Annotated in this window: 19 protein-coding genes and 1 pseudogene; 10 read left to right on the forward strand and 10 right to left on the reverse strand. The window is 64.2% G+C overall.

Annotated features, from left to right (window positions below):
* Positions 1 to 4: 4 nt before the first annotated feature.
* The 7 genes from VQ044_RS07495 to VQ044_RS07525 all read right to left on the reverse strand — a co-directional run bounded on the left by VQ044_RS07495 (position 5) and on the right by VQ044_RS07525 (position 8,044).
* On the reverse strand, positions 5 to 925 hold the full coding sequence (locus tag VQ044_RS07495) for a hydroxymethylglutaryl-CoA lyase (protein WP_327646225.1): 921 nt from the start codon (positions 923 to 925) through the stop codon (positions 5 to 7).
* Complete coding sequence (locus VQ044_RS07500; protein WP_327646227.1) at positions 922 to 2,874, reverse strand: aconitate hydratase; 1,953 nt, start codon at positions 2,872 to 2,874, stop codon at positions 922 to 924. The genes VQ044_RS07495 and VQ044_RS07500 overlap by 4 nt, the downstream gene beginning before the upstream one ends.
* The gene (locus VQ044_RS07505; protein WP_327646228.1) at positions 2,867 to 3,376 is read right to left on the reverse strand and encodes a TRAP transporter small permease; all 510 of its coding nucleotides are present in this window, start codon (positions 3,374 to 3,376) and stop codon (positions 2,867 to 2,869) included. The genes VQ044_RS07500 and VQ044_RS07505 overlap by 8 nt, the downstream gene beginning before the upstream one ends.
* Positions 3,377 to 3,388: 12 nt before the next feature.
* Positions 3,389 to 4,429, reverse strand: coding sequence for a TRAP transporter substrate-binding protein (locus tag VQ044_RS07510; RefSeq protein WP_327646229.1), 1,041 nt, complete (start codon positions 4,427 to 4,429; stop codon positions 3,389 to 3,391).
* Between the two features lie 19 nt (positions 4,430 to 4,448).
* A complete protein-coding gene (locus VQ044_RS07515; RefSeq protein ID WP_327646230.1) occupies positions 4,449 to 5,747 on the reverse strand; it encodes a TRAP transporter large permease in 1,299 nt (432 codons plus the stop codon).
* A 149-nt stretch (positions 5,748 to 5,896) separates the two neighbouring features.
* Positions 5,897 to 7,117, reverse strand: a complete 1,221-nt coding sequence (locus VQ044_RS07520; RefSeq protein ID WP_327646232.1) for a CaiB/BaiF CoA transferase family protein — start codon at positions 7,115 to 7,117, stop codon at positions 5,897 to 5,899.
* Positions 7,118 to 7,186: 69 nt separating this feature from the next.
* Positions 7,187 to 8,044, reverse strand: a complete 858-nt coding sequence (locus VQ044_RS07525) for an isocitrate lyase/PEP mutase family protein (protein ID WP_327646233.1) — start codon at positions 8,042 to 8,044, stop codon at positions 7,187 to 7,189.
* Between the two features lie 259 nt (positions 8,045 to 8,303).
* Here VQ044_RS07525 and VQ044_RS07530 point away from each other — a divergent pair, with 259 nt between their 5' ends.
* The gene (locus VQ044_RS07530) at positions 8,304 to 9,008 is read left to right on the forward strand and encodes a GntR family transcriptional regulator (protein ID WP_327646235.1); all 705 of its coding nucleotides are present in this window, start codon (positions 8,304 to 8,306) and stop codon (positions 9,006 to 9,008) included.
* Positions 9,009 to 9,023: 15 nt separating this feature from the next.
* Here VQ044_RS07530 and VQ044_RS07535 read toward each other — a convergent pair whose 3' ends face one another.
* Both VQ044_RS07535 and VQ044_RS07540 read right to left on the reverse strand, forming a co-directional pair.
* The gene (locus tag VQ044_RS07535; RefSeq protein WP_327646237.1) at positions 9,024 to 10,196 is read right to left on the reverse strand and encodes a Gfo/Idh/MocA family protein; all 1,173 of its coding nucleotides are present in this window, start codon (positions 10,194 to 10,196) and stop codon (positions 9,024 to 9,026) included.
* Positions 10,197 to 10,309: 113 nt separating this feature from the next.
* Positions 10,310 to 11,368 carry a LacI family DNA-binding transcriptional regulator gene (locus VQ044_RS07540; RefSeq protein WP_327650895.1) on the reverse strand — a complete coding sequence of 353 codons (1,059 nt, stop codon included), beginning with the start codon at positions 11,366 to 11,368 and terminating at the stop codon, positions 10,310 to 10,312.
* Here VQ044_RS07540 and VQ044_RS07545 point away from each other — a divergent pair.
* The 7 genes and pseudogenes from VQ044_RS07545 (at position 11,367) to VQ044_RS07575 (ending at position 17,976) form a co-directional block, all read left to right on the forward strand.
* The gene (locus VQ044_RS07545) at positions 11,367 to 11,750 is read left to right on the forward strand and encodes a hypothetical protein (RefSeq protein WP_327650894.1); all 384 of its coding nucleotides are present in this window, start codon (positions 11,367 to 11,369) and stop codon (positions 11,748 to 11,750) included. The genes VQ044_RS07540 and VQ044_RS07545 overlap by 2 nt on opposite strands.
* Positions 11,734 to 12,885: a TRAP transporter substrate-binding protein gene (locus tag VQ044_RS07550; RefSeq protein WP_327624527.1), complete on the forward strand. Its 1,152-nt coding sequence runs from the start codon at positions 11,734 to 11,736 to the stop codon at positions 12,883 to 12,885. The genes VQ044_RS07545 and VQ044_RS07550 overlap by 17 nt, the downstream gene beginning before the upstream one ends.
* 156 nt (positions 12,886 to 13,041) lie before the next feature.
* Complete coding sequence (locus VQ044_RS07555; protein WP_327624528.1) at positions 13,042 to 13,554, forward strand: TRAP transporter small permease; 513 nt, start codon at positions 13,042 to 13,044, stop codon at positions 13,552 to 13,554.
* 7 nt (positions 13,555 to 13,561) lie between these two features.
* Positions 13,562 to 14,891 (forward strand): annotated as a pseudogene (locus tag VQ044_RS07560) (TRAP transporter large permease).
* A 9-nt stretch (positions 14,892 to 14,900) separates the two neighbouring features.
* Positions 14,901 to 16,205 (forward strand): histidinol dehydrogenase, encoded by a 1,305-nt coding sequence (gene hisD / locus VQ044_RS07565; RefSeq protein ID WP_327646238.1) that lies wholly within the window; start codon positions 14,901 to 14,903, stop codon positions 16,203 to 16,205.
* Between the two features lie 20 nt (positions 16,206 to 16,225).
* Positions 16,226 to 16,984 carry an SDR family NAD(P)-dependent oxidoreductase gene (locus tag VQ044_RS07570; RefSeq protein ID WP_327646319.1) on the forward strand — a complete coding sequence of 253 codons (759 nt, stop codon included), beginning with the start codon at positions 16,226 to 16,228 and terminating at the stop codon, positions 16,982 to 16,984.
* Positions 16,981 to 17,976: an alcohol dehydrogenase catalytic domain-containing protein gene (locus VQ044_RS07575; protein ID WP_327646240.1), complete on the forward strand. Its 996-nt coding sequence runs from the start codon at positions 16,981 to 16,983 to the stop codon at positions 17,974 to 17,976. The genes VQ044_RS07570 and VQ044_RS07575 overlap by 4 nt, the downstream gene beginning before the upstream one ends.
* 71 nt (positions 17,977 to 18,047) lie before the next feature.
* Here the strand turns inward: VQ044_RS07575 and VQ044_RS07580 are convergent, their stop codons facing one another.
* Positions 18,048 to 18,776: a GntR family transcriptional regulator gene (locus VQ044_RS07580; RefSeq protein ID WP_327646241.1), complete on the reverse strand. Its 729-nt coding sequence runs from the start codon at positions 18,774 to 18,776 to the stop codon at positions 18,048 to 18,050.
* Between the two features lie 171 nt (positions 18,777 to 18,947).
* Here VQ044_RS07580 and VQ044_RS07585 point away from each other — a divergent pair, with 171 nt between their 5' ends.
* Positions 18,948 to 19,235, forward strand: a complete 288-nt coding sequence (locus tag VQ044_RS07585) for a UxaA family hydrolase (RefSeq protein ID WP_327646242.1) — start codon at positions 18,948 to 18,950, stop codon at positions 19,233 to 19,235.
* 75 nt (positions 19,236 to 19,310) lie between these two features.
* Positions 19,311 to 20,489, forward strand: coding sequence for a UxaA family hydrolase (locus tag VQ044_RS07590; RefSeq protein ID WP_327646244.1), 1,179 nt, complete (start codon positions 19,311 to 19,313; stop codon positions 20,487 to 20,489).
* Positions 20,490 to 20,589: the final 100 nt, after the last annotated feature.

Here is a 20,589-nt window from a genome sequence, read left to right on the forward strand (position 1 = left end):
TCTTTCAGGTGTAGGCCCTCTTCCGGGGCACGATGCGCAGATGCCCGCCGGTCTTGCCACCGGGCAAAGCGGCGATACGGTCGGCCGCGACGAGCAGTTTTTCCAGGTCGAGGCCGGTGTCGATGCCGCCTTGCTGGAAGGCGAAATACAGGTCCTCGGTGGCGGTGTTGCCGGTGGCGCCCGGCGCGAAAGGGCAGCCGCCGAGACCGGCCGCCGCGCCTTCCATCACCGGCACGCCGGCCTGATAGGCAAACAGCGCGTTGGCGACGCCCATGCCGAAGGTGTCATGGCCGTGAAATGCCCAGCCGGTGGCTGTCGGCGCATCGGCCATGACCGCTTCGAACCGCGCCTTGACCGTCAGCGGGTCGGCCCGGCCGGTCGTGTCGCACAGGGCGAATTCTGCCTCGGGCGCGATCGCGAGTGCCTTGGCGAAGGCCCTGCGCACGTCGTCGAGCGGCACGGTGCCCGTGAACGGGCAGTCGAACGAGGTCGCCAGATCGACGCGCAGACGAAAATTCGGATCTCCGGCCATCGTCGCGACCACGGCGCGCAGCTGTGCCAGCGACTGCTCGACGCTCTGGCGGACATTGTTCTGGTTGTGCGCCTCGGAGACAGAAAACACGAAGACCAGTTCGCTGTAACGGTTTTTCAGCGCCAGTTCGGCGCCCTTGGCATTGGGCACCAGCACCGACAGGCGAACGCCGTCCCGGTCTTGAAAATGCGCGGCGATGTCGGCCATGTCCGCCATTTGTGGGATCGCCTTCGGGCTGACGAAGGAGCCGAGTTCCATACGTTTCACGCCAGCGGAGAGCAGAGCCTCGATGATCGCGATTTTCTCTTCGGTCGGCAGCGGCTTGTCGATCGACTGGAATCCGTCACGTGGGGCGACCTCGACGATCTCGACTGACTGGAAATTGCCGGTCATGCCGATCTCCTTTGGTCCGTTCCAGAAGACTGCGCCTTCACCCAGTTGATCACGCCGCCCCGCAGCATGATCTCGATCTGCCGGGGGCTCAGCGCGTGCTGGAACGTCATCTGGCGCGTCTTGCCCGACGAGGAAACGACCGTCGCTGCCACAGATGGGCCGGCAGCCAGTTGCTTCCGCACGGCTTCGATCTGGATGGTGTCGCCGGCGTCGATGCCGGCTGCCGCGTCGATGGTCAGTGGCAGCACACCGAAACTGGCAAGATTCTGCCAGTGGATGCGCGCGAAGCTCTCGGCGATGACCAGCCGCAATCCCAGCAGGCGAGGAACCAGCGCGGCGTTTTCCCGGCTCGATCCCTGGCCGTAATTCTTCGCCGCGACGATCGCATGGCCCCGGCTCTCCTCCGTGGCCCGCTCCGGATAGCTCCCGTCGATTTGCGCGAAGGCGTATTTTGCGGTCTCGAAGACGTTGCTCCAGAAGGGCAGGACATTGCCGGCCGGGATGATGTCGTCGGTCGAGATATTGCCGCCGAGGCGCAGGAGAACCGGGACCGTGAATTCATCGGGAAACGCGTCGAAGTCGGGCAGCGTCGGCGTGTGCTTGGTCTGATAGAGCGCCGGCCGGACACCCGGTTTGGGAAAGATGAAGCCGGCGTCGTTGACGCGCATCGTCTCGGGCTCGGCGATCTTCGGATAGGCCATCTCCAACGTGCGCGGATCGGTGATGACGCCGCTGAGCGCGGACGCCGCCGCCGTTTCGGGGCTCGACAGGAACACCGAATCCTCGCGCGTGCCGGAGCGACCGGGGAAATTGCGCGGCACGGTGCGCAGGCTGTTGCGTCCGCTGGCCGGCGCCTGGCCCATGCCGATGCAGCCATTGCAGCCGGCCTGATGCAGGCGCGCGCCCGAGCGGATGAAGGCGCCGAGCTTGCCAGTTTGCACCAGCGCGTCGAGCACCTGGCGGGAGGAGGGGTTGATGTCGAGCGAGACCCCTTCGGCGGCGGTCCTGCCGTCGAGAATGTCGGCGACGACGGCGAAGTCGCGATAACCGGGATTGGCCGAGGAGCCGATATAGGCCTGGTAGATCGGCTCGCCCGCGGCTTCGGTGACGGGAACCACGTTGTCGGGGCTCTGCGGGCGCGCGATCAGCGGCTCCAGCCTCGACAGATCGATCGTCTCGTGACGGTCGTAGGCGCATCCTTCGTCCGCGGCGAGCGGTACCCAGTCAGCCTCGCGTCCGCGCGCCCGCATGAAGAGCCGGGTTGCCTCGTCGCTGGGAAACACGCTCGACGTAGCACCGAGTTCCGACCCCATATTGGCGATGACATGCCGGTCCATGGTGGACAGGCAGCCGAGACCGGGGCCGTAATATTCGATGATCGTGTTGGTCGCGCCGGAGACACCGTGACGCCGCAGCATTTCCAGGATCACGTCCTTGGCCGAGACCCAGTCGGGCAGCGCGCCGGTCAGTTCGACGCCCCAGATCTTGGGCATGGTCAGGAACAGCGGCTCGCCGGCCATGGCGAGCGCCACCTCGATGCCGCCGGCGCCGATCGCCAGCATGCCGAGCGATCCCGCCGCCGGGGTGTGGCTGTCGCTGCCGACCATCGACTGACCCGGCACGCCGAAACGCTCCATATGCACCGGGTGGCTGATGCCGTTGCCCGGGCCGGAATAGACGATGCCGAAGCGTTCGCAGGCGCTCTTCAGGAAGAGGTGCGCGTCCGCGTTCACCTCGTCGGATTGCACCAGCCCGTGGTCGATATATTGAACGCTCGGGTTGGTGGCGACCCGCTCGATGCCCATCGCCTCGAGTTCGAGCATCACCAGGGTGCCGAGCACGTCCTGCAGTAAAGCCTGATCCATCTTGAGGGCGATCTCCGCGCCCGGCGTCATATCGCCGGACACAAGACGGCTGGCGATGAGCTTGCGCGCGAGGTTCTCAGACATGCGGCATCGTCTCCGAAGACGCAGCCGCGGGGCCGCGTGCGATGTTGATCAGGAACTGCAATCCGAGCGTTCCAAAGCCGATCGGCAGCATGGCATAGGCAAGCCACATGGGGGTGCCTAAAGCGCTCGATACGCGCTCCCCATAGGCCCATGCGTCGTACGCCATCAGCCCGCCGCGCCAGGTGATGATGGCACAGAACACGGCGCCGACGATGCCGATGGCCGTTGTCACCGCCCACCTCCCGCCGGGACGAAGGCCGTCGGCGAGAAACGTAATTCCGATATGCTCGCCGCGCCGCTGAACCTCCGCCGCTGTCATCACCGCGAGGTAGACGACAAGGAACGAGTTGATCTCCAGACTCCACGAGGTCGGCGCCGCGAACAGATAGCGCATCGTGGCGTCGTAGGTGATCGTCAGGGCCATGAAGGCGAGGACGCCCTGGCCGACGATTTCAAGGAGTCGGGCGAACGCCTCGAACAGTTTCAACGGGACGGCGAGCATGGTTTCGCTCCTTTAAGCGTCTTTGCCCATGGCGAGATCGATCGCCTTCTTGCCGACCTCCTCGCCGACTTCTCCGATCCAGGCCTCGCGGACATTCGTGCTGACCTCGCGGAAACGCTCCAGCTCCGCCTCGGTCGGCTCGATGACCTCAAGACCTGCCTCGCGGAACGCCGGCCAGTACTTGGCGTCGAAATAGTCCTGATTGGCGACGCGCGCGCTATTCTCGTCGAACCACTCGACGCCCGCCATCATCGCGTTGCGGACCTCCTCGCTCATCGCCTCCCAGCGATCGGTCTGGACGAAGATGCCGATGCCGAAGGCGGTGACCGGCAGCTTGTAGACCTGGGAGGCCTGCTCCTGGATCTTACGGCCGTTGATCGTCGAGATGTTGGCGACGGCCGCGTCGACGGTGCCGCGCTGCATGGCGAGATAGAGCTCGGAGGAGGGTATGCGCACGGCCGCGCCGCCGAAGTCTTCGATCGCCTTGGTCGCCTCGAAGGAAACGACGCGCAGTTTCTTGCCTTCGATGTCGTCGAGGCTGCGGATCGGCGAGTCCTTGGTGCTCCAGATATATTCCGGCTCCATGATGCCGCCGCCGAGGCTCAAGACGGTCAGTCCATTCTTCTTCAGCTCGTCCTCGACGAGCTGGAACAGGGGCGAGCCGCGCTTGAGGCGATCGGGATTTTCGTAGAGCTCGCCGACCACGCCCGGCAGGCCGGTAATGCCGAGGATCGGCAGCGACCGGGTGACGTAGGACGTCGTGTGGAACATGAAGTCGATGGTTCCGGCACGCAGCGCCGGGAGCTGTTCGTCCGCCGACAGCAGGCGGCCGGAATCGTAGAACTCGATCGTGGCGACGTCACCGTGCTTTTCGTTGACGAAGTCGACGAAGCCCTGGCTGCCATAGGCCAGATCGGCATAGGACGGCGGCAGGTAGGTGACGCCGGTGAGCTTTTGCGCTTCCGCGTAAGCGGCCCTGGAATGAAGGCCGAGCGCCGAGCCGAGCGCCAGCGCGCCGGTGGCGGTCATGAAACCGCGTCTGTTGATGGTCATGTTGTTTTCCTCCTTGGGTTTATTTCATCAGGTTTGGCAGCCAGAGGCTGATCGCCGGGAACAGCACGAAGATGACGAGCATCACGAACTGAACCGCGACGAATGGCACGACGCTGCGGACGATCTCCTCGATGCGCAGCATCGGGGCAACCGCCTTCAGCGTGTAGAGATTGAGACCGACCGGCGGGGTGATCACCGCGATCTCCAGATTCATCACCAGGATGATCCCGAACCACAGCGGGTCGTAGCCGAGCGTCTGGATCAGCGGCAGCAGGATCGGCGTGGTGACGACGATGAGCGAGACCGCGTCGACCAGCATGCCGAGGCCGACCAGCACCAGCATGATCAGGATGAGAATGACCTCCGGCGGTAGCTCGGTTCCGACCAGAAGGCCGGTGATTGCGTCGGGGACACGGACGTAATTCAGGTAGTCGCCGAAGATCCGGGCACAGCCCATGATCAGGAGAATGGCACCGGAAATACGCGCGCTGGAGCCGAGCACCTTCATCGTGCCTTTGACTCCCACCGAGCGGAAGATGAAGGCGGCGATGACGAAGGCGCCGATCGCGCCGAAGGCCGCCGCCTCGCTCGGGGTGGCGACGCCTGAATAGATCGTGCCGAGAACCACGGCGATCAGCAGCACCGCATGCCAGATGCCGGCAAGCGCCCGGAGCCGATCACCCCAGCTGTAATGGACATGTTCTCCTCTCGGGGCTTCCTCCGGATTGAGCAGAACGCGGATATAAAGATAGACCGAAAGCGCCAAAGCGAGGGCGATGCCTGGCACGATACCGCCGATGAACAGGTCGGCGACCGAAACGCTCGAGACCGCGCCGTAGATGATCAGCGGTACGCTTGGCGGAATCAGCATGGCGAGCGCGCCGGAACTGACGACGCTGCCGGCGGCGATCGACCGGCTGTAGCCGCGCTCCAGCATTTGCGGAATGGCGATCGAGCCAACGGCGGCGACACCGGCGATGGACACGCCGCTGACGGCGCCGAACACGGCCGAGGCGCCCACAGTCGCGATAGCGAGCCCGCCGCGCAGCCATTGCAGCCACACCACCGCCGCGTGGAAGAGGTTCTTGCCGACCGGCGTCGCCGCCAGGAAATTGCCCATCAGCACGAACAGCGGCAGTGCCAGCAACTCGAAGCTGTTCAACTGGCCGAACAGCGACGTCGGGCCGAAGAAGAACGCCATCGAGCCGCGTGCCATGTAGAGGCCGGTCAGACCGGCCGCGCCCAGCGCCAGGAAAATCGGCGCACCGATGGCGATGAGCGCCAACAGGATGACGACGACGATGATGGGTTCGATCATCGCCGAGCATCCCCGTCATACGCCGCGTGACGCAAGTCGCCTATGGTCATAGCCGTCGCCCCGCCGCAGCCGGGCCTGCCTGTCGTTCCTGTCACTTGCATCCTCCCCAGGATGGCGCGGCGCACTGGCGCTGCGCTCGTGTTCAAGGCTCAAATGACGCCGTCGGCGTCCAGTCGAGCAATTTCGTTGTCGCTGTAGCCGAGCCATTCCGCCAGCACTTGAGTCGTGTGCTGGCCGAGGGCGGGGCCGGTATGGCGGATCGTTCCGGGCGATGCGGACAGACGTGGAGACACATTCTGCATGGCGATCGAGCGGCCGAGCGTCGGATCGTCCACGCGGGTCACGGATTCGCGCGCCTGGAAATGCGGATCCTCCAGCATGTCCTTCGCCCGGTAGGTCGGACCGGCCGGGACCGCGACCTTCGCCAACTCGTCGACCAGCTCCTTCGCCGGCTTGGTTTGCGTCCACTTGCCGATGATGGCGTCGATTTCCGCCTGATTGCGCCCGCGGGCCTGATGGTCGCGAAACCGTTCGTCGTCGGCGAGTTCCGGCTGCCCCATGAGGGCGGTCAGGCGGCGGAACAGGCTGTCCTGGTTGGCGCCGATGATGATCGTGCCGCCATCCTTGGTCGGATAGGCGTTGGACGGCGCGATCCCCGGCAGGATGCTGCCCGAGCGTTCGCGGATATGACCGCCGCCGTCATATTCGGAGACGAGGCTTTCCATCACGGAGAGCACCGATTCGTAGATGGACGCATCCACCATCTGCCCGTCGCCCGTGCTGTTGCGGTGCTGCAATGCCAGGAGAGCGCCCTGAAAGCCGTTCTGGCCGGCCAGCGTATCGCCGAGCGAAATCCCCATGCGCACCGGCGGTCGATCCGGATGGCCGCTGATCTCACGCAAGCCGCCCATCGCCTCGCAGACCGAGGCGAAGCCAGCGCGGTCGCTATACGGTCCGGTCTGGCCGAACCCGGTGATGCGCACCATGATCAGGCCGGGGTTGATCTTCGACAGGACGTTGTAACCCAGCCCCCATTCCTCCATGCGGCCGGCGCGAAAATTCTCCACCAGGATGTCGGTCTTGGCGACCAGCGCCTTGACGATGTCCTGCGCACGGCTGTCGCGCAGGTTCAGGGTGAGGGATTTCTTGTTGCGGGCAATCACCGGCCACCAGAGCGTATGGCCGTCGGCATCGGTGCGGCCCCATTGCCGCATCGCGTCGCCGGTCTTCGGCGGCTCGATCTTGACGACCTCCGCGCCGAAATCGGCCAGCAATTGTCCGCAGAACGGGCCTGCGATCAGCTGACCCATCTCCAGGACGCGAATACCTTCCAACGGACCCATACGGTCGGTTTCCTCCCTGCTGCTCAAACGAGACGCTCCCGCAGTTCCACCCCGATGTCGCTCGGTGTTCCTCTTTCGAACCGCTTTGCCATGCCGCTAAACCGCATAACGCCGGTCGAACGCCCAGACGTCCTCGAAGCCGATCAACTGATTGAAATCGGCGAAGCTGTAGAGCTCGGTGCGATCCGTATTGATGCCATTCGCCTTGAGATCTGCATAGGTTGTCTGGAGCGCGGCAGCGGCGGACAGGAACCCGGCCGCCGGATGGATCGCGACGGCAAAGCCGAGCGCCTGAAGCTCATCCGCCGGCAACAGCGGAGTCCGGCCGCCATTGACCATGTTGGCGATCAGCGGCCGGTCGATCTCGCGACCGATCCGGGCCATTTCGTCGACGCTTTCCGGCGATTCGACAAAGATCAAATCCGCTCCGGCTTCGCCATAAGCGACGGCGCGCCGGATGGCCTCGTCCAGACCAAGTGCGGTGCGAGCGTCCGTGCGGGCAATAACCAGGAAATCGTCGCTCTGGCGGCTGTCGACGGCAACCTGAATCTTGCGAACCATCTCCTCGCTCGGCACGACCTGACGGGTCGGCGTGTGGCCGCATTTCTTCGGGAACATCTGATCTTCGAGCTGGATCGCGCTGACGCCCGCCGCTTCGTATCCACGCACGGTGTGATGCACGTTGAGAAGGCCGCCATAACCGGTGTCGGCATCGGCTATGATTGGTGTCTCGGTCATCCGCGCCATTTGCGCGATCCGTCCGAGCATGTCTGAATAGGTCGCAATGCCCGCGTCCGGTAATCCGAGCGAAGAGGCCACCGTGCCATAGCCGGTGACGTAGAGAGCCGGAAAACCCATGCGATCGGCGATGAGCGCCGAAATGAGGTCGTAGATGCCAGGCGCAAGAATGAAATCCTTGCGGGCGATCGCAGCCTTCAATGCGGGATTTGCCATTTGATCACCCCCTTAGCGCGCCCGACCGGGCTTCGCGGTCTGGCATCCTGCGATGCCGGACAATTGTCACTGCGGACGCAAACCCGAAGGCGGTCGCCTGTTTTCGGATATGCGTTCCGCCGCGCCTCCCAGCGCTCAACTTGACTGAAAATACGGATTGTATCCAATCTGTCAATCTGATGATTAAATAAGGTTGTAAGAATGCGTTTTTGTATCCAATCATTCGCAATGAAACGGAGCTTCGCGATGGACCGCAACCATGGTGTCTAGAAAACGGGTGCCGAGCGAACGCAGCGCGGATCGTGTCTATGCGGCGCTGCGGGAGGCCATTCTCAAAGGCGATTACGAAAACGGTGTGCGCCTCACCGAAGAGGTGCTCGCCGAGCGCTTTGGCGTCAGCCGGACACCGATCCGCGCGGCGTTGGGCAAACTCGCCGGGGACGGCTTCATCGAGATGGTGCCGCATGCCGGGGCGGTTATCCGGCGCCGGACGATCCGCGAGGTGAGCGAGGTCTACGCGGTCCGCGCGCTCCTCGAAAGCAGCGGCGTCGGTTTTGCCGCCACTCTGCGCGGCGATGCGGACATCGGTGCGCTCGCGGCAATCTGTGACGAAATGGAGGCCAGGGCAGGGGAAGAGAACGCGGTCGAGATCCTGTCCGATCTCAACAAACGACTGCACCATCGGATTCTGGACATCTCGGGCAACCAGACGCTGCGCGATACCGCTGACCGGCTGATGGATATCGGCTTCCTCATCCACACCTACACGAAGTTCCAGCCGCGCGACCTCGGACGAAGTTTTGCCGATCACCGTGATCTCGTCAGCGCCATCGCCTCGCGCGACGCCGAATGGGCCGCGTCGGTCATGCGGGCGCACATTCTTGCCGCTCGCAACACCCTACTGCAGACCATGACGGACTTACGGGACGGTGGGGATCACGACCGGGATGATATCGCGCTTTGATCGGGCGTGGCGCGTCTACCGCAGTTTTGTCCAGCGACTGTCGTCTGACGATGAGCGCACCGCGGCGTCGATGAAGCGCATGGCGTCGACGCCGTCCTCGACCGTCGGAAACATCACCTCGGGCGGAATCGGGCGACCGTCGGCGACGGCCCGGATAGCCGCCGCCGCTTCACGGTAGATCGTGGCGAAGCCTTCCAGATAACCTTCCGGATGTCCGGCCGGAACGCGGGTGACGCGCTGGGCGGCCGAAACGGCGGTCGATCCGCCCCGAGTGATCAGCCGTTTCGGTTCGCCGAACGGGGTGAACCAGAGCTGGTTCGGGCTCTCCTGCGCCCATTCGAGCCCGCCTTTTTCGCCGTAGACGCGAAGGCGCAGGCCGTTTTCGTGGCCGGGTGCGACCTGGCTCGCCCACAGCATCCCCTTCGCCCCGCTCTTAAACCGCAGCATCAGGTGATCATTGTCGTCGAGCCTGCGGCCGGGGACGAAAGCCGATAGATCCGCCGCGACGCTGTCGAGCTCAAGGCCCGTCACGAAGGTCAGAAGGTTGAAGGCGTGGCTGCCGATATCGCCCAGCGCGCCGCCCATGCCGGCCTTGTCGGGATCGACGCGCCATTCGGCCTGTTTGGAGCCCGCCGATTCGGCTGCCTCCGTCAGCCAGTCCTGGGCATATTCGGTCTGCACGACGCGCAGCGGCCCGAGGTCCCCGGTGGCGATCATGTCCCGCGCCTGACGGATCATCGGATAGCCGGTGTAATTGTGCGTCAGCACGAAGACGCGCCCCGAGGCCGCGGCGATCCGTTGCAGCTCCACCGCGTCCTCGATCTTCGCCGTCAGCGGCTTTTCGCAGATGACGTGGATGCCGGCTTCCAGAAACATCTTGGCGGGCGAAAAGTGCAGATGGTTGGGCGTGACGATCGCGACGGCCTCGATACCGTCCTCTCGCCGGGCTTCGGCTTCGGCCATCGCCTGGAAGGTGGCATAAGCGCGGGCCGGATCGATGCCGATCTCTGCACCGGAGGCCGCCGAGCGCTCGGCATCGGAGGAGAAGGCGCCGGCCACCAGCGCGAACTCGCCGTCGAGGCGGGCCGCGATGCGATGAACCGCGCCGATGAAGGCGCCTTGGCCACCGCCCACCATGCCGAGCCGGATGGGCCGCGCCACCGGAATCGCTCGTGCCGCTGAGACCATTGTTTTTCTCCCCGTCGTTTGCCCGAGGCGGACGGGAGCTTCCCGCCGTCAGCGGAGATCTTCATCCCGCATGTTGGCCGAAGATTCTATCGTCTTGATTCGAATCGCGATCATCATACAGCCGCTTTCCCTTGCCCCAGGAAGAGCGGCATCCCGCTAACGTGACGGATGAGCGATCCACGCTCCACGACATGCGTGTCGAGGATGACGCTTTCCATATTCGGATGGCCGTCCCTGAGCTGGAGCAATAGCTTGGCTGCCGCTTCGCCCATGCGTCGATGCGGAACATGCACGGTGGTCAGTTGCGGCTGGACCACTAGGGCCAAATCGATGTCGTCGAATCCGACGATCGAGACGTCGGCCGGAACCGAAATCCCAAGTTCCCTAGCCCCGGTCATCGCGCCGACCGCCAGGACGTCGTTGCCGCAGATCACGGCCGTCGGAGGATTGTGCCGTCGCATCAAGGTCTCGAAGGCGCGGCCGCCTCCGTCAAGCGAGTAGGTGGTCTCCACGACCGGCATCGCCTGTGCGTCCATTCCGGCAGCCGCCAGCGCATCACGCACGCCGCTTACCCTATCGGCGGACCGGTCGTTCGTCTCGGTCTTGCCGGCAATCATAGCGATCATCGTGTGGTTGTAATTGATCACTTTAGTGGCCAGCGCGCGCGCCGCGCTGCGATTGTCGAATCCGGCATAGAGGTTGTCGTCGCCCGGGCGATAATTCCAAGCAATGACATACGGCACCCCGCGCTGGCGCAGGAAACTGTACGTCGCTTCGGGGCGGGTCACGCCGATCAGCAAGAGTCCATCGGCGCCCCGCCCGACGAGCGCGCGGATCTGTTCGCCCTCTCGCTCGGGGTCGTAGCCCGAACTCGCGACGAGCAGCGTCACGCCGGATGCGGCCAAGGCTTCCTGAAACGCTTGGATGCCGCGAGCAAAAATGGCGTTCTCCATGGTCGGAATGACCGCGCCGACGGTGTTGGTCCGGTTCGAGGCGAGAGCCTGACCGCCGAAATTGGGCGTGTATCCCAACTGGGTGACCGCAAGGATGATCCGTTCTCTGGTAGCGGGAAGGACACGCTCCGGCACATTCAGGCAGCGTGACACCGTCGCGGTTGAGACGCCGGCGCGGCGCGCAACGTCTTCAAGTGTCGGTGCAGACCTGCCGCTCATGCTGTTTTTCCTTGCGTCCGTGACCGTCATTATCCAAGAAATTGTTGCCAATCGCAATATGCAAGCGCTTGCATCGATGATTGAAAGGGCATACACCCTGTCGGGGACGCATCAAATCATGGAGGAGACGATGCGTAATTCGGGTGCTGCCGCACTTGCGGCGACCGGTGTCGTGTTTGCGATTTTCGTTGCGAACGTCGTCCTCGGCGCAATGGCTGGGAAGGCTTTTCTCTCCGACGTCGGGGAGATGTTGGTCTTGTCACTGGCATCGACCCTTTTCGTCATTGCCGTGTTGCACCGTGAGCGAGCACGGGAAGGCAGATCTGACGTCCCCAATATTGATAACGGTCGGGAGGAGGCCACCAATGTCCAAGATTCATGAACCCACAGAACTGGAATCCGCGGAGCGCCGGAATTTTCTGCGCCTGACGGGTGCCGGGGCTTTTACTGCAGCCATGATTGCCGGCGCGGCGGGCACGCTTTGGTCGGATGTGGCGGTCGCGCAGGCGGCCAGCGAGGAAAGGGAGCGGGAGGGAGCCGCCGAGCACGTCGTGACGGTGGCGACCGAGTACCAACTTGGCACGACGCGCAGCTACCCGATGATGCAGCTTGACCTGAAGGAGAACCTTCAGAACGCTTCCAATGGCCGGATCTACGTCAAGCTCGCCCCTGGTGGACAACTCGGCGTGGGCAGTGCGCTGGCGCAGAAAGTGCAGGGCGGAACCGTGCCCGTCGGTCAGTTCTCGCTGTCGAATTTCGCCCCCTATGCGCCGGTCGTCGACCTCATCAACATGCCGTATCTGTGCGGCTCCAATCAGCGCTTCGTGAACCTCGTCACGTCCGATATCTGGAAAGAACAGGTCGACGCGAAGGTTGAACAACGTGGATTCCGGCCCCTGTTCTACTTCTGCATCGATCCGCGGGTCGTGGCGGTCAGGAAGGGCGGGAATCCGATCATCACCCCGGGCGACTTGCAGGGCGTGAAATTTCGCGTGCCCGGCTCCAAGATGCTGCAGCAATACTACCGCATGGTCGGGGCCAATCCGACGCCGGTGGCTTGGGGCGAGACGTCCTCCGCGATCAAGCAGGGTGTGGCCGATGCGCTCGATCCCGCGGTCGGCGCTCTTTATGCCTTCGGGTTCAAGGACATCCTCAGCCATGTGACGTTCACGCAGGCTGTTCCCGACAGCCAGTGCTATGCCTGTAACCTCGAATGGTTCAATGGGCTCGGCAAGGACGTTCAGGAGGCGGTCGACTGGGCCTCGGAGATGACCTTCCACCAGAACCTTGCCAAGGTGCCGTCGTCCCGGACCTACGCAATGGCTGAGATGCGAAAGTCCGGTGTGGAGTTTCATTCGCTGAGCGAGGACCAGTTGGGCGAATGGAAGGAAGCCGGCGGCTATCAGCGCAGCGACTGGGATTCCTATAAGTCCGAACTCGCTGGATCGATGGACGTCTTCAAAGGCCTCGAGGAGGCTGCGGGCACGACCGGACGCTACTACGTCCACGACGCTTGACGCATCGCGCGGATGAGTGCGCCTCGAGCGCGTTCATCCGCGATCTCATGATCGCAGGGCGCGGGATAGAGCGCCGTTGACGAGGGTCAGGGTCTGTGCCGGATTTGCCGTTCGTGACGGTGGTCGGCGCCGCTCTGCCGCGAAGGGGAGAGGCGCGTGAAAATTCTGATGCTCCTGGACCGGAACGTCGAGCGATGGGCGCTGCTCATCTTCTACACGGTCCTCGTCGCGACGATGGCGGTCGAGGTGATCCGGCGTGAATTATTCGCCTATTCCTCGATCTGGGGCGAGGAAATCGTCCGCTATTCCTTCATCTATCTCGCCTGGATCGGCGCAGCCTCGGCGGTGAAGGAGCGCGCCCACATCCGCATCGACGTTCTGTTCCATTATGTGTCCGTTCGCGCCAAGGCGCTGCTCTACATCCTCGGCGACCTGGTCATGTTCGTCGTTGCTGGTTTTGCCGTCTACTGGTCGTTCGAGACCGTCGAGGTCTCCTGGAGATTCGGCTCGGTCAGCCACGGTCTGCGGGTTTCCATGGTCTGGTTCCTGATGGCCGTGCCGGTCGGCTTTGCCCTGATGATCTTTCGCCTCACCCAGTCCCTTGTGCGGGACACCGCCGCCCTCGTGAGCGGCCGCCCGCCCTACGAGGGCGAGCGCCTGTTCGATTGAGGCCCAGATGCTTTGGCAACAACTCCAACAGCAGGCGGTGGAACTGGGATGGGATTTTTACGGCCCGGTTCTGCTTTTCGTCGCGCTCATCATCCTGGGCATTCCGGTCTGGGCCGCGATCGGCGCCTCGGCTGTCGCGATGCTGGCCTGGTCGCAGGTGCTTCCGCTGTCGCTGTTCGGAGAATCCCTGTTCGATGGGATCGACGCCTTCGCGCTAACGGCGGTGCCGCTGTTCATCCTGACGGGGGATGTGCTGGTCCGCACCGGTCTCAGTCGAAAATTCCTCGACATCGCCGAAGCGCTGACCTGTTGGGCCAAGGGCGGCTTCGGCTCGGCCACGGTGCTGGTCTGCGGCATGTTCTCGGCGATCTCGGGCTCCGACGCCGCTGGCGCAGCGGCGGTCGGGCGCATGACCATCGACCGTCTGGTGGAATCCGGCTATCCGCGCTTACGCCTGCGCCCTGGTGGCCGCCGGCGCCTGCACCGGCATTTTGATCCCCCCGTCCATCGCCTACATCATCGTCGGTCTGGTGCTCGGCATCTCCGCCTCGACGCTGTTTCAGGCAGCCATCATTCCGGGCATCGCCATCCTGCTCTCGATCCTGTTGACCAATATCGTCGTCAACCGGATTTACGCCTACGAGGGCGGCGGCGCGATCTCCGGACGCGAATGGCTGGGCAATGTCGGCCGGGCGCTGAAGAGCGGCTGGTATGCATTTCTCGTTCCCGGAATCATCTTCTATGGCATTTTCTCGGGCCGCCTGACGCCGACCGAGGCCGGCGCGACGGCAGTCGTCGTGACGATCATCTTGGGGTTCGTCCTGGGGACGCTGAAGCTCTCCGACTTCCCCTCCATGCTGGTTTCGTCCGCCAAGGTGAACGGTGTCATCGTGCCGATCATCGCGATGTCGTTGCCGCTGGCGCAGACACTGGCCGCGCTCGGCGTGCCGCAAGGCTTCGTCTTCGCGGTGACCTCGCTGACCGACGATCCCAACATGCTCATCCTGTTGATGATCGGTATTTTGATCGCTGCCGGATGCGTGATGGAGACGACGCCCAACATCGTCATCCTGGCGCCGATCCTGAAACCGCTCGCCGACGAAATCGGCATGAACGAAATCCAGTTCTGCATCATGATGGTCACCTCGCTCGGGGTCGGATTCATCACCCCGCCGCTGGGATTGAACCTCTTCGTCGTCTCGGGGCTGACAGGCGAATCCATCCTGCCGATTGCCTGGCGGGCGGTGCCCTTCGTCATCTTCATGCTCGCCGTCGTTCTCTTGATCGCCTACGTGCCGGCGATTTCCACGGCGATGCTCCCCGAGATCTATCGTTAGGAAAATTCCATGGCCGAATATCTCAAGAAAGCCAGCAAGACGCCGACATCGGACGCCGGGGATGTGCGCGAAACGGTGCAGGCCATTCTCACCGAGATCGAAGCGGGCGGCGAGACTGCGGCGCGCGCTTATGCCGAGAAGTTCGATCGCTATGACGGCAATGTCGTTCTGACCAGGGATGAGATCGCGGAAGCCGGCTCAAAGGTCTCGCAGAAGCTGAAGGACGACATCCGCTTCGCGTATGACAATGTGCGTCGCTTCGCCGAGGCACAGAAGGAGACGATCCGCGATATCCAGATCGAGGTCGTTCCCGGACTGATCGCCGGCCAGAAGAGCATCCCCTGCCAAGCGGCGGGATGCTACGCGCCCGGCGGCCGCTACAGCCACATCGCCTCGGCAATGATGACGGTGACCACCGCGAAGGTCGCCGGCTGCAGCCACATCACCGCCTGCTCGCCGCCCAGGCTAGGCGTCGGCGTCAATCCGGCGATCACCTACACCGCCGATTTGTGCGGCGCCGACGCGATCCTGGCGATGGGCGGTGTCCAGGGCATCGCGGCCATGGCCTTCGGCCTGTTCGGACTGCCGAAGGCCGATATTCTCGTCGGACCCGGCAACCAGTTCGTCGCCGAAGCCAAGCGGATCCTGTTCGGCCGCGTCGGCATCGACATGTTCGCGGGTCCCACCGACAGCCTGATCCTCGCCGACGAAACCGCCGATCCGGAGATCGTCGCCGTCGACCTCGTCGGGCAGGCCGAGCATGGTTACAACTCGCCGGTCTGGCTCGTCACCTCGCACCGGCCCTTGGCCGACGCCGTGCTTGAGCGGGTGCCTGCCTTGATCGCGGCGCTGCCCGAACTGAACGGCCAGAACGCAGCCGCGGCGTGGCGCGACTATGCCGAGGTGATCGTCTGCAAGGACCGCGAGGAAATGGCCAAGGTCGCCGACGAATACGCGCCCGAGCATCTGTCGGTGCAGGCCGCCGACCCGGATTGGTGGCTCGAGCGGCTGCAATGCTACGGCTCGCTTTTCCTCGGCGAGGAGACGACGGTTGCCTTTGGCGACAAGGCGTCCGGCACCAACCATGTCCTGCCGACCTCCGGCGCCGCGCGGTATACGGGCGGCCTGTCGGTCCACAAATTCATGAAGATGGTCACCTGGCAGCGGGCCACGCGCGATGGCGCGCGACCGGTTGCCGAGGCCACCGCACGCATATCGCGGCTGGAAGGCATGGAGGGCCATGCCCGCACCGCCGACATTCGCCTGGCCAAATATTTTCCCGGCGAGAATTTCGATCTGAGCGCGGCGGAGTGAGGCAGGGAGAACACGTGACCGTGGCAAGCCAGGCGCTTTTCGATGTGAGCGGGCGGGTCGCCTGCGTGACCGGCGCAAGCAGCGGGCTCGGCCGGGCCGCGGCCACCATGCTCGCCGAAGCCGGCGCGGCGGTCGTCGGCGTGGCGCGGCGTGGCGACGTTCTCGACCAATGGAAAGCGGAGACGGGCGGCAAGGTCGACACGGTCGTCGCCGATCTCTCGGATCGGAACGCGGTGAGCAGCGTCGCCGACGCCGTATCGCGGCCGTTCGGTCCGCCCGACATCTTGATCAACGCCGCCGGTCTCAACACCCGTCAGCCGGCGGACGATGTCACTCCTGAGGGCTGGGACGCGACGCTCGCGCTCAATCTGACGGTTCCGTTTTTTCTGGCGCAGGCGCTGGTGCCCGCCATGAAAACCAAGGGCTGGGGCCGCATCGTCAATTTCGCTTCGCTGCAGTCGCGCCGCGCTTTTCCCGGCGGTATCGCCTACGGCGCCTCGAAGGGCGGCGTGGAGCAGCTGACCCGGGCGATGGCAGAGGCCTGGTCCGGCTCCGGCGTCCTGGCCAACGCGCTCGCACCGGGCTTTTTCCCGACCGAGCTGACCGGCCCGGTCTTCGCCGATCAGGCCCTCGCGGCGCGCCATGCGGGCCAAACCTGCATCGGCCGCAACGGTGAACTCGCCGACCTCGCGGGGCCGCTGCTGTTCCTGTGTTCGGATGCCTCGGCCTATGTCACCGGCCAGATCCTGTTCGTCGATGGGGGGTTCACCGCCAAATGAAGGCGCTTGTCTATATCGGTCCCGAGCAATTGCAGTACGACACCGTGCCGGACGCCGTCGCGCGAGCCGGCGAGGCGCTGCTGCGGGTGGACTCGGTCGGCATCTGCGGGTCCGACATGCACGCCTTTCTCGGCCATGACGAGCGACGGCCGGCTCCCCTTATCCTCGGCCACGAGGCCGCCGGCACGATCATCGACGGCCCCGAGGCCGGCCGGCGGGTGACCGTCAATCCGTTGGTGACCTGCGGCCAGTGCGAGGCCTGCAAGGCCGGCCGCAACAATTTGTGCCCCCGCCGCCAGATCATCTCGATGCCGCCGCGCGAGGGCGCGTTTGCCGAGCTTCTGTCGATGCCGCTGGAAAACCTCGTCACGATTCCCGCCGGCGTGAGCTTCGAAAAGGCCGCGCTCGCCGAGCCTATCGCGTGCGGCTGGCATGCGGTGAGACTGGCAAGGAACGCTCTCGCCAAACCGCTGGAGGAGGCGACATGCCTCGTCATCGGCGGCGGCGCGATCGGCCTGGGCGCGGCGCTCGTGCTTGCCGCCGCGGGCGCGCGCGGCATCGCGATCTCCGAAACCAATAAGGGCCGGCACCCGACGCTGACGCGCACCGGCGACTTTCACGTGTTCGATCCCTCTCAGCCCGGCGGTCCCGCCGACGGGGCCGTCGATCTGGTCATCGATGCCGTCGGCTTTGCGGCGACCCGGGAAGCAGCCTGCCGCGCGGTGCGTCCGGGCGGCGCTATCGTCCATATCGGTCTCGGCGATGCCAATGGCGGCCTCGATATCCGCAAGATGACCTTGCAGGAAATCGCCTTCATCGGCACTTACACCTATACGCCGATGGACTTTCGCGAGACCGCCGCAGCAATCTTCGACGGACGTCTGGGCGCGCTCAACTGGACCGAGACCCGCTCGCTCTCGGATGGCCTCGGCGCGTTCCGCGACATCCGCAACGGCGCGGCGGCTGCGCCCAAGATCATCCTCAAACCCTGAGCGTCAAGCTGCTGGTTCGATGGATGGAATTCGCGCCGCGTCGGTGAACCCTCGCGGGCGATCTTGACTGGTCAACGAAGATCGGACTGGTAATGGAAACCGTCGGTCACGCATCGGGACAGGCGCCATTCGACCGGCGAACCGTCGAGCGCGAAGGCGACCCGCTCGATGGACAGTACCGGATGGCCAGGCTGGCAGTTCAGCCGCGTGGCGGTGGTCGCGTCGGCGCCGGTCGCCTTGAGTTGTTCCAGAGCCCGCCCGATCGTGATCGAGAAAACCTCCGAATAGAGCGCGTAGACGTTGTTCGGTAGGTCGCGGATTTCCGCCAGCGAAGGGAATTTTGCGACGGGGAGGGTGATCTGCTCGGCGATGACCGCCCGGCCGCCCAGATGCCGGACACGGTCGATCCGCCAGACGGCGTCGTTGCGCGCAAGCTGCAACGCCTTCGCGGCAGCGGCGTCGGCGCGCCCGCGAAGGCGCGACAGCACCTGGCTATCGGGGAACAGGCGAGTACCGTCGTCGGCCGCGAGCCGGAAGAACTGGAACAGGATGCGGCCCTCCTCGGGCAGCGCAACGAAGGTTCCGCGTCCTTGCCGCCGGACCAGGAGATGTTCGGCCGCCATCGCGTCGAGGGCCTTGCGCACCGTTCCCTGACTGACGCCAAGATCGGCCGCGATCTGGAATTCGCTCGGCAGCATCAGTCCCGGCGTCCACACGCCGTCGATCAGCCGGCGGACCAGGGTCTCGCGCACCTGCTGATAGAGCGGTCTGAACGCTGGGGCATTCTCTCCGTCCGTCATGCGTCACCGTCCCGTTTCCAAAGACCCTAAGCCACTTGACATAATTGGGTAAAGGTAATTTATGTCTTATACAAGACTAGCGCGGATCGCACATTGGCCGATCCGCTTGGAGTCAGCTCGATCAGCTGCTTTTCACGTCTGCATCAACCGTAACCCTCGGAGGAATCAATCATGAGCATCCCGCAACTGCTCGTCCACGATCACAAGGACAATGTCGGTGTCGTCGTCGTGGAGGACCTCAAGGCTGGCACCGAGATGTTGTGTGTCGTCACAGCGGACAACTCGTCCTTCAAGCTGATCTGCAACGACAATGTGCCGATCGGCCACAAGGTCGCGCTGAAGGATCTGTCGACGGGCGATACGGCGATCAAATACGGCGAGGATATCGGCCGCATGAAGGCGGACGCGAAGAAGGGCGGACACGTCCATGTCCACAATCTGAAGACCAACCGCTGGTGATCGCGCTGGGGCGGTGACGCCGTCCCGCCTTCGACCCCTTCGTTTATCCGTCAGTTCAGGAAAGAGACCCGATCCATGCCGATCAACACCAATCGCAAATTCATGGGCTACCGCCGTGAGAACGGCCGCGTGGGCGTCCGCAATCACATCGTGATCCTGCCCGTCGACGACATCTCCAACGCCTGCTGCGAGGCCGTTGCCAACAACATCAAGGGTACGCTCGCCCTGCCGCACGCCTATGGGCGGCTGCAGTTCGGCGAGGATCTCGACCTGCATTTCCGCACCATGATCGGCACCGGCGCGAACCCGAACGTCGCCGCCTGCATCGTGGTCGGCATCGAGCCGGGCTGGACCCAGAAGATCGCCGACGGCATCGCCGCGACCGGCAAGCCGGTGGCCGCCTTCTCGATCGAGCAGAACGGCGACCTGAAGACGATCATGGACGTCTCCCGCAAGGCCAAGGAATTCGTCCAGTGGGCGACCGAGCAGCAGCGCGTCGAATGCGACGTGTCCGAGCTCTGGGTCTCGACCAAATGCGGCGAGAGCGACACCACGACGGGTCTCGGCTCCTGCCCGACGGTCGGCAACATGTACGACAAGCTGATCCCCGAGGGCATCTACGGCGTCTTCGGCGAAACCTCGGAAATCACCGGAGCCGAGCACATCTGCAAGGAGCGTGCGATCGACGCCGAGACCGGCGAGCGCTGGTACAAGATGTGGAAGGCCTATCAGGACGACGTCATCTTCGCCCACGCCACGGACGATCTGTCGGACAGCCAGCCGACCAAGGGCAATATCGAGGGCGGCCTCTCGACGATCGAGGAAAAGGCGCTCGGCAATCTGGAGAAGATCGGGCGCGAGTGTAAATTCATCGACATTCTCGAACCGGCCGAGGCGCCGCAAAAGGGCAACGGCCTCTATTTCATGGATACCTCGTCGGCGGCGGCCGAATGCGTGACGCTGATGGGAGCGGCTGGATATGTCATCCACACCTTCCCGACCGGCCAGGGCAACGTCGTCGGCAATCCGATCGTCCCGGTGATCAAGATCACCGCCAATCCGCGCACCGTGCGTACGATGTCCGAGCATGTCGACGTCGACGTGACCGGAATCCTGCGCCGCGACAAGACCATCGATCAGGCCGGTGACGATCTGATCGAATGCATCATGCGCACGGCGAACGGCCGGGTCACCGCGGCTGAAGCGCTGGGACATCGCGAATTCGTCATGACCAAGCTCTATCGCAGCGCCTGAACCATCGTCGCCGGGCGCCTCCACGGAGGCCCGGCGTGATACCTGTTCGGCGGCCGTCTTGTCAGAGACGGCCGCCTGAGCTTTTGTGGGAAGGGAGCCC

The sequence above is a fragment of the Aurantimonas sp. C2-5-R2 genome (assembly GCF_036549495.1).
Classification (GTDB): domain Bacteria; phylum Pseudomonadota; class Alphaproteobacteria; order Rhizobiales; family Rhizobiaceae; genus Aurantimonas; species Aurantimonas coralicida_A.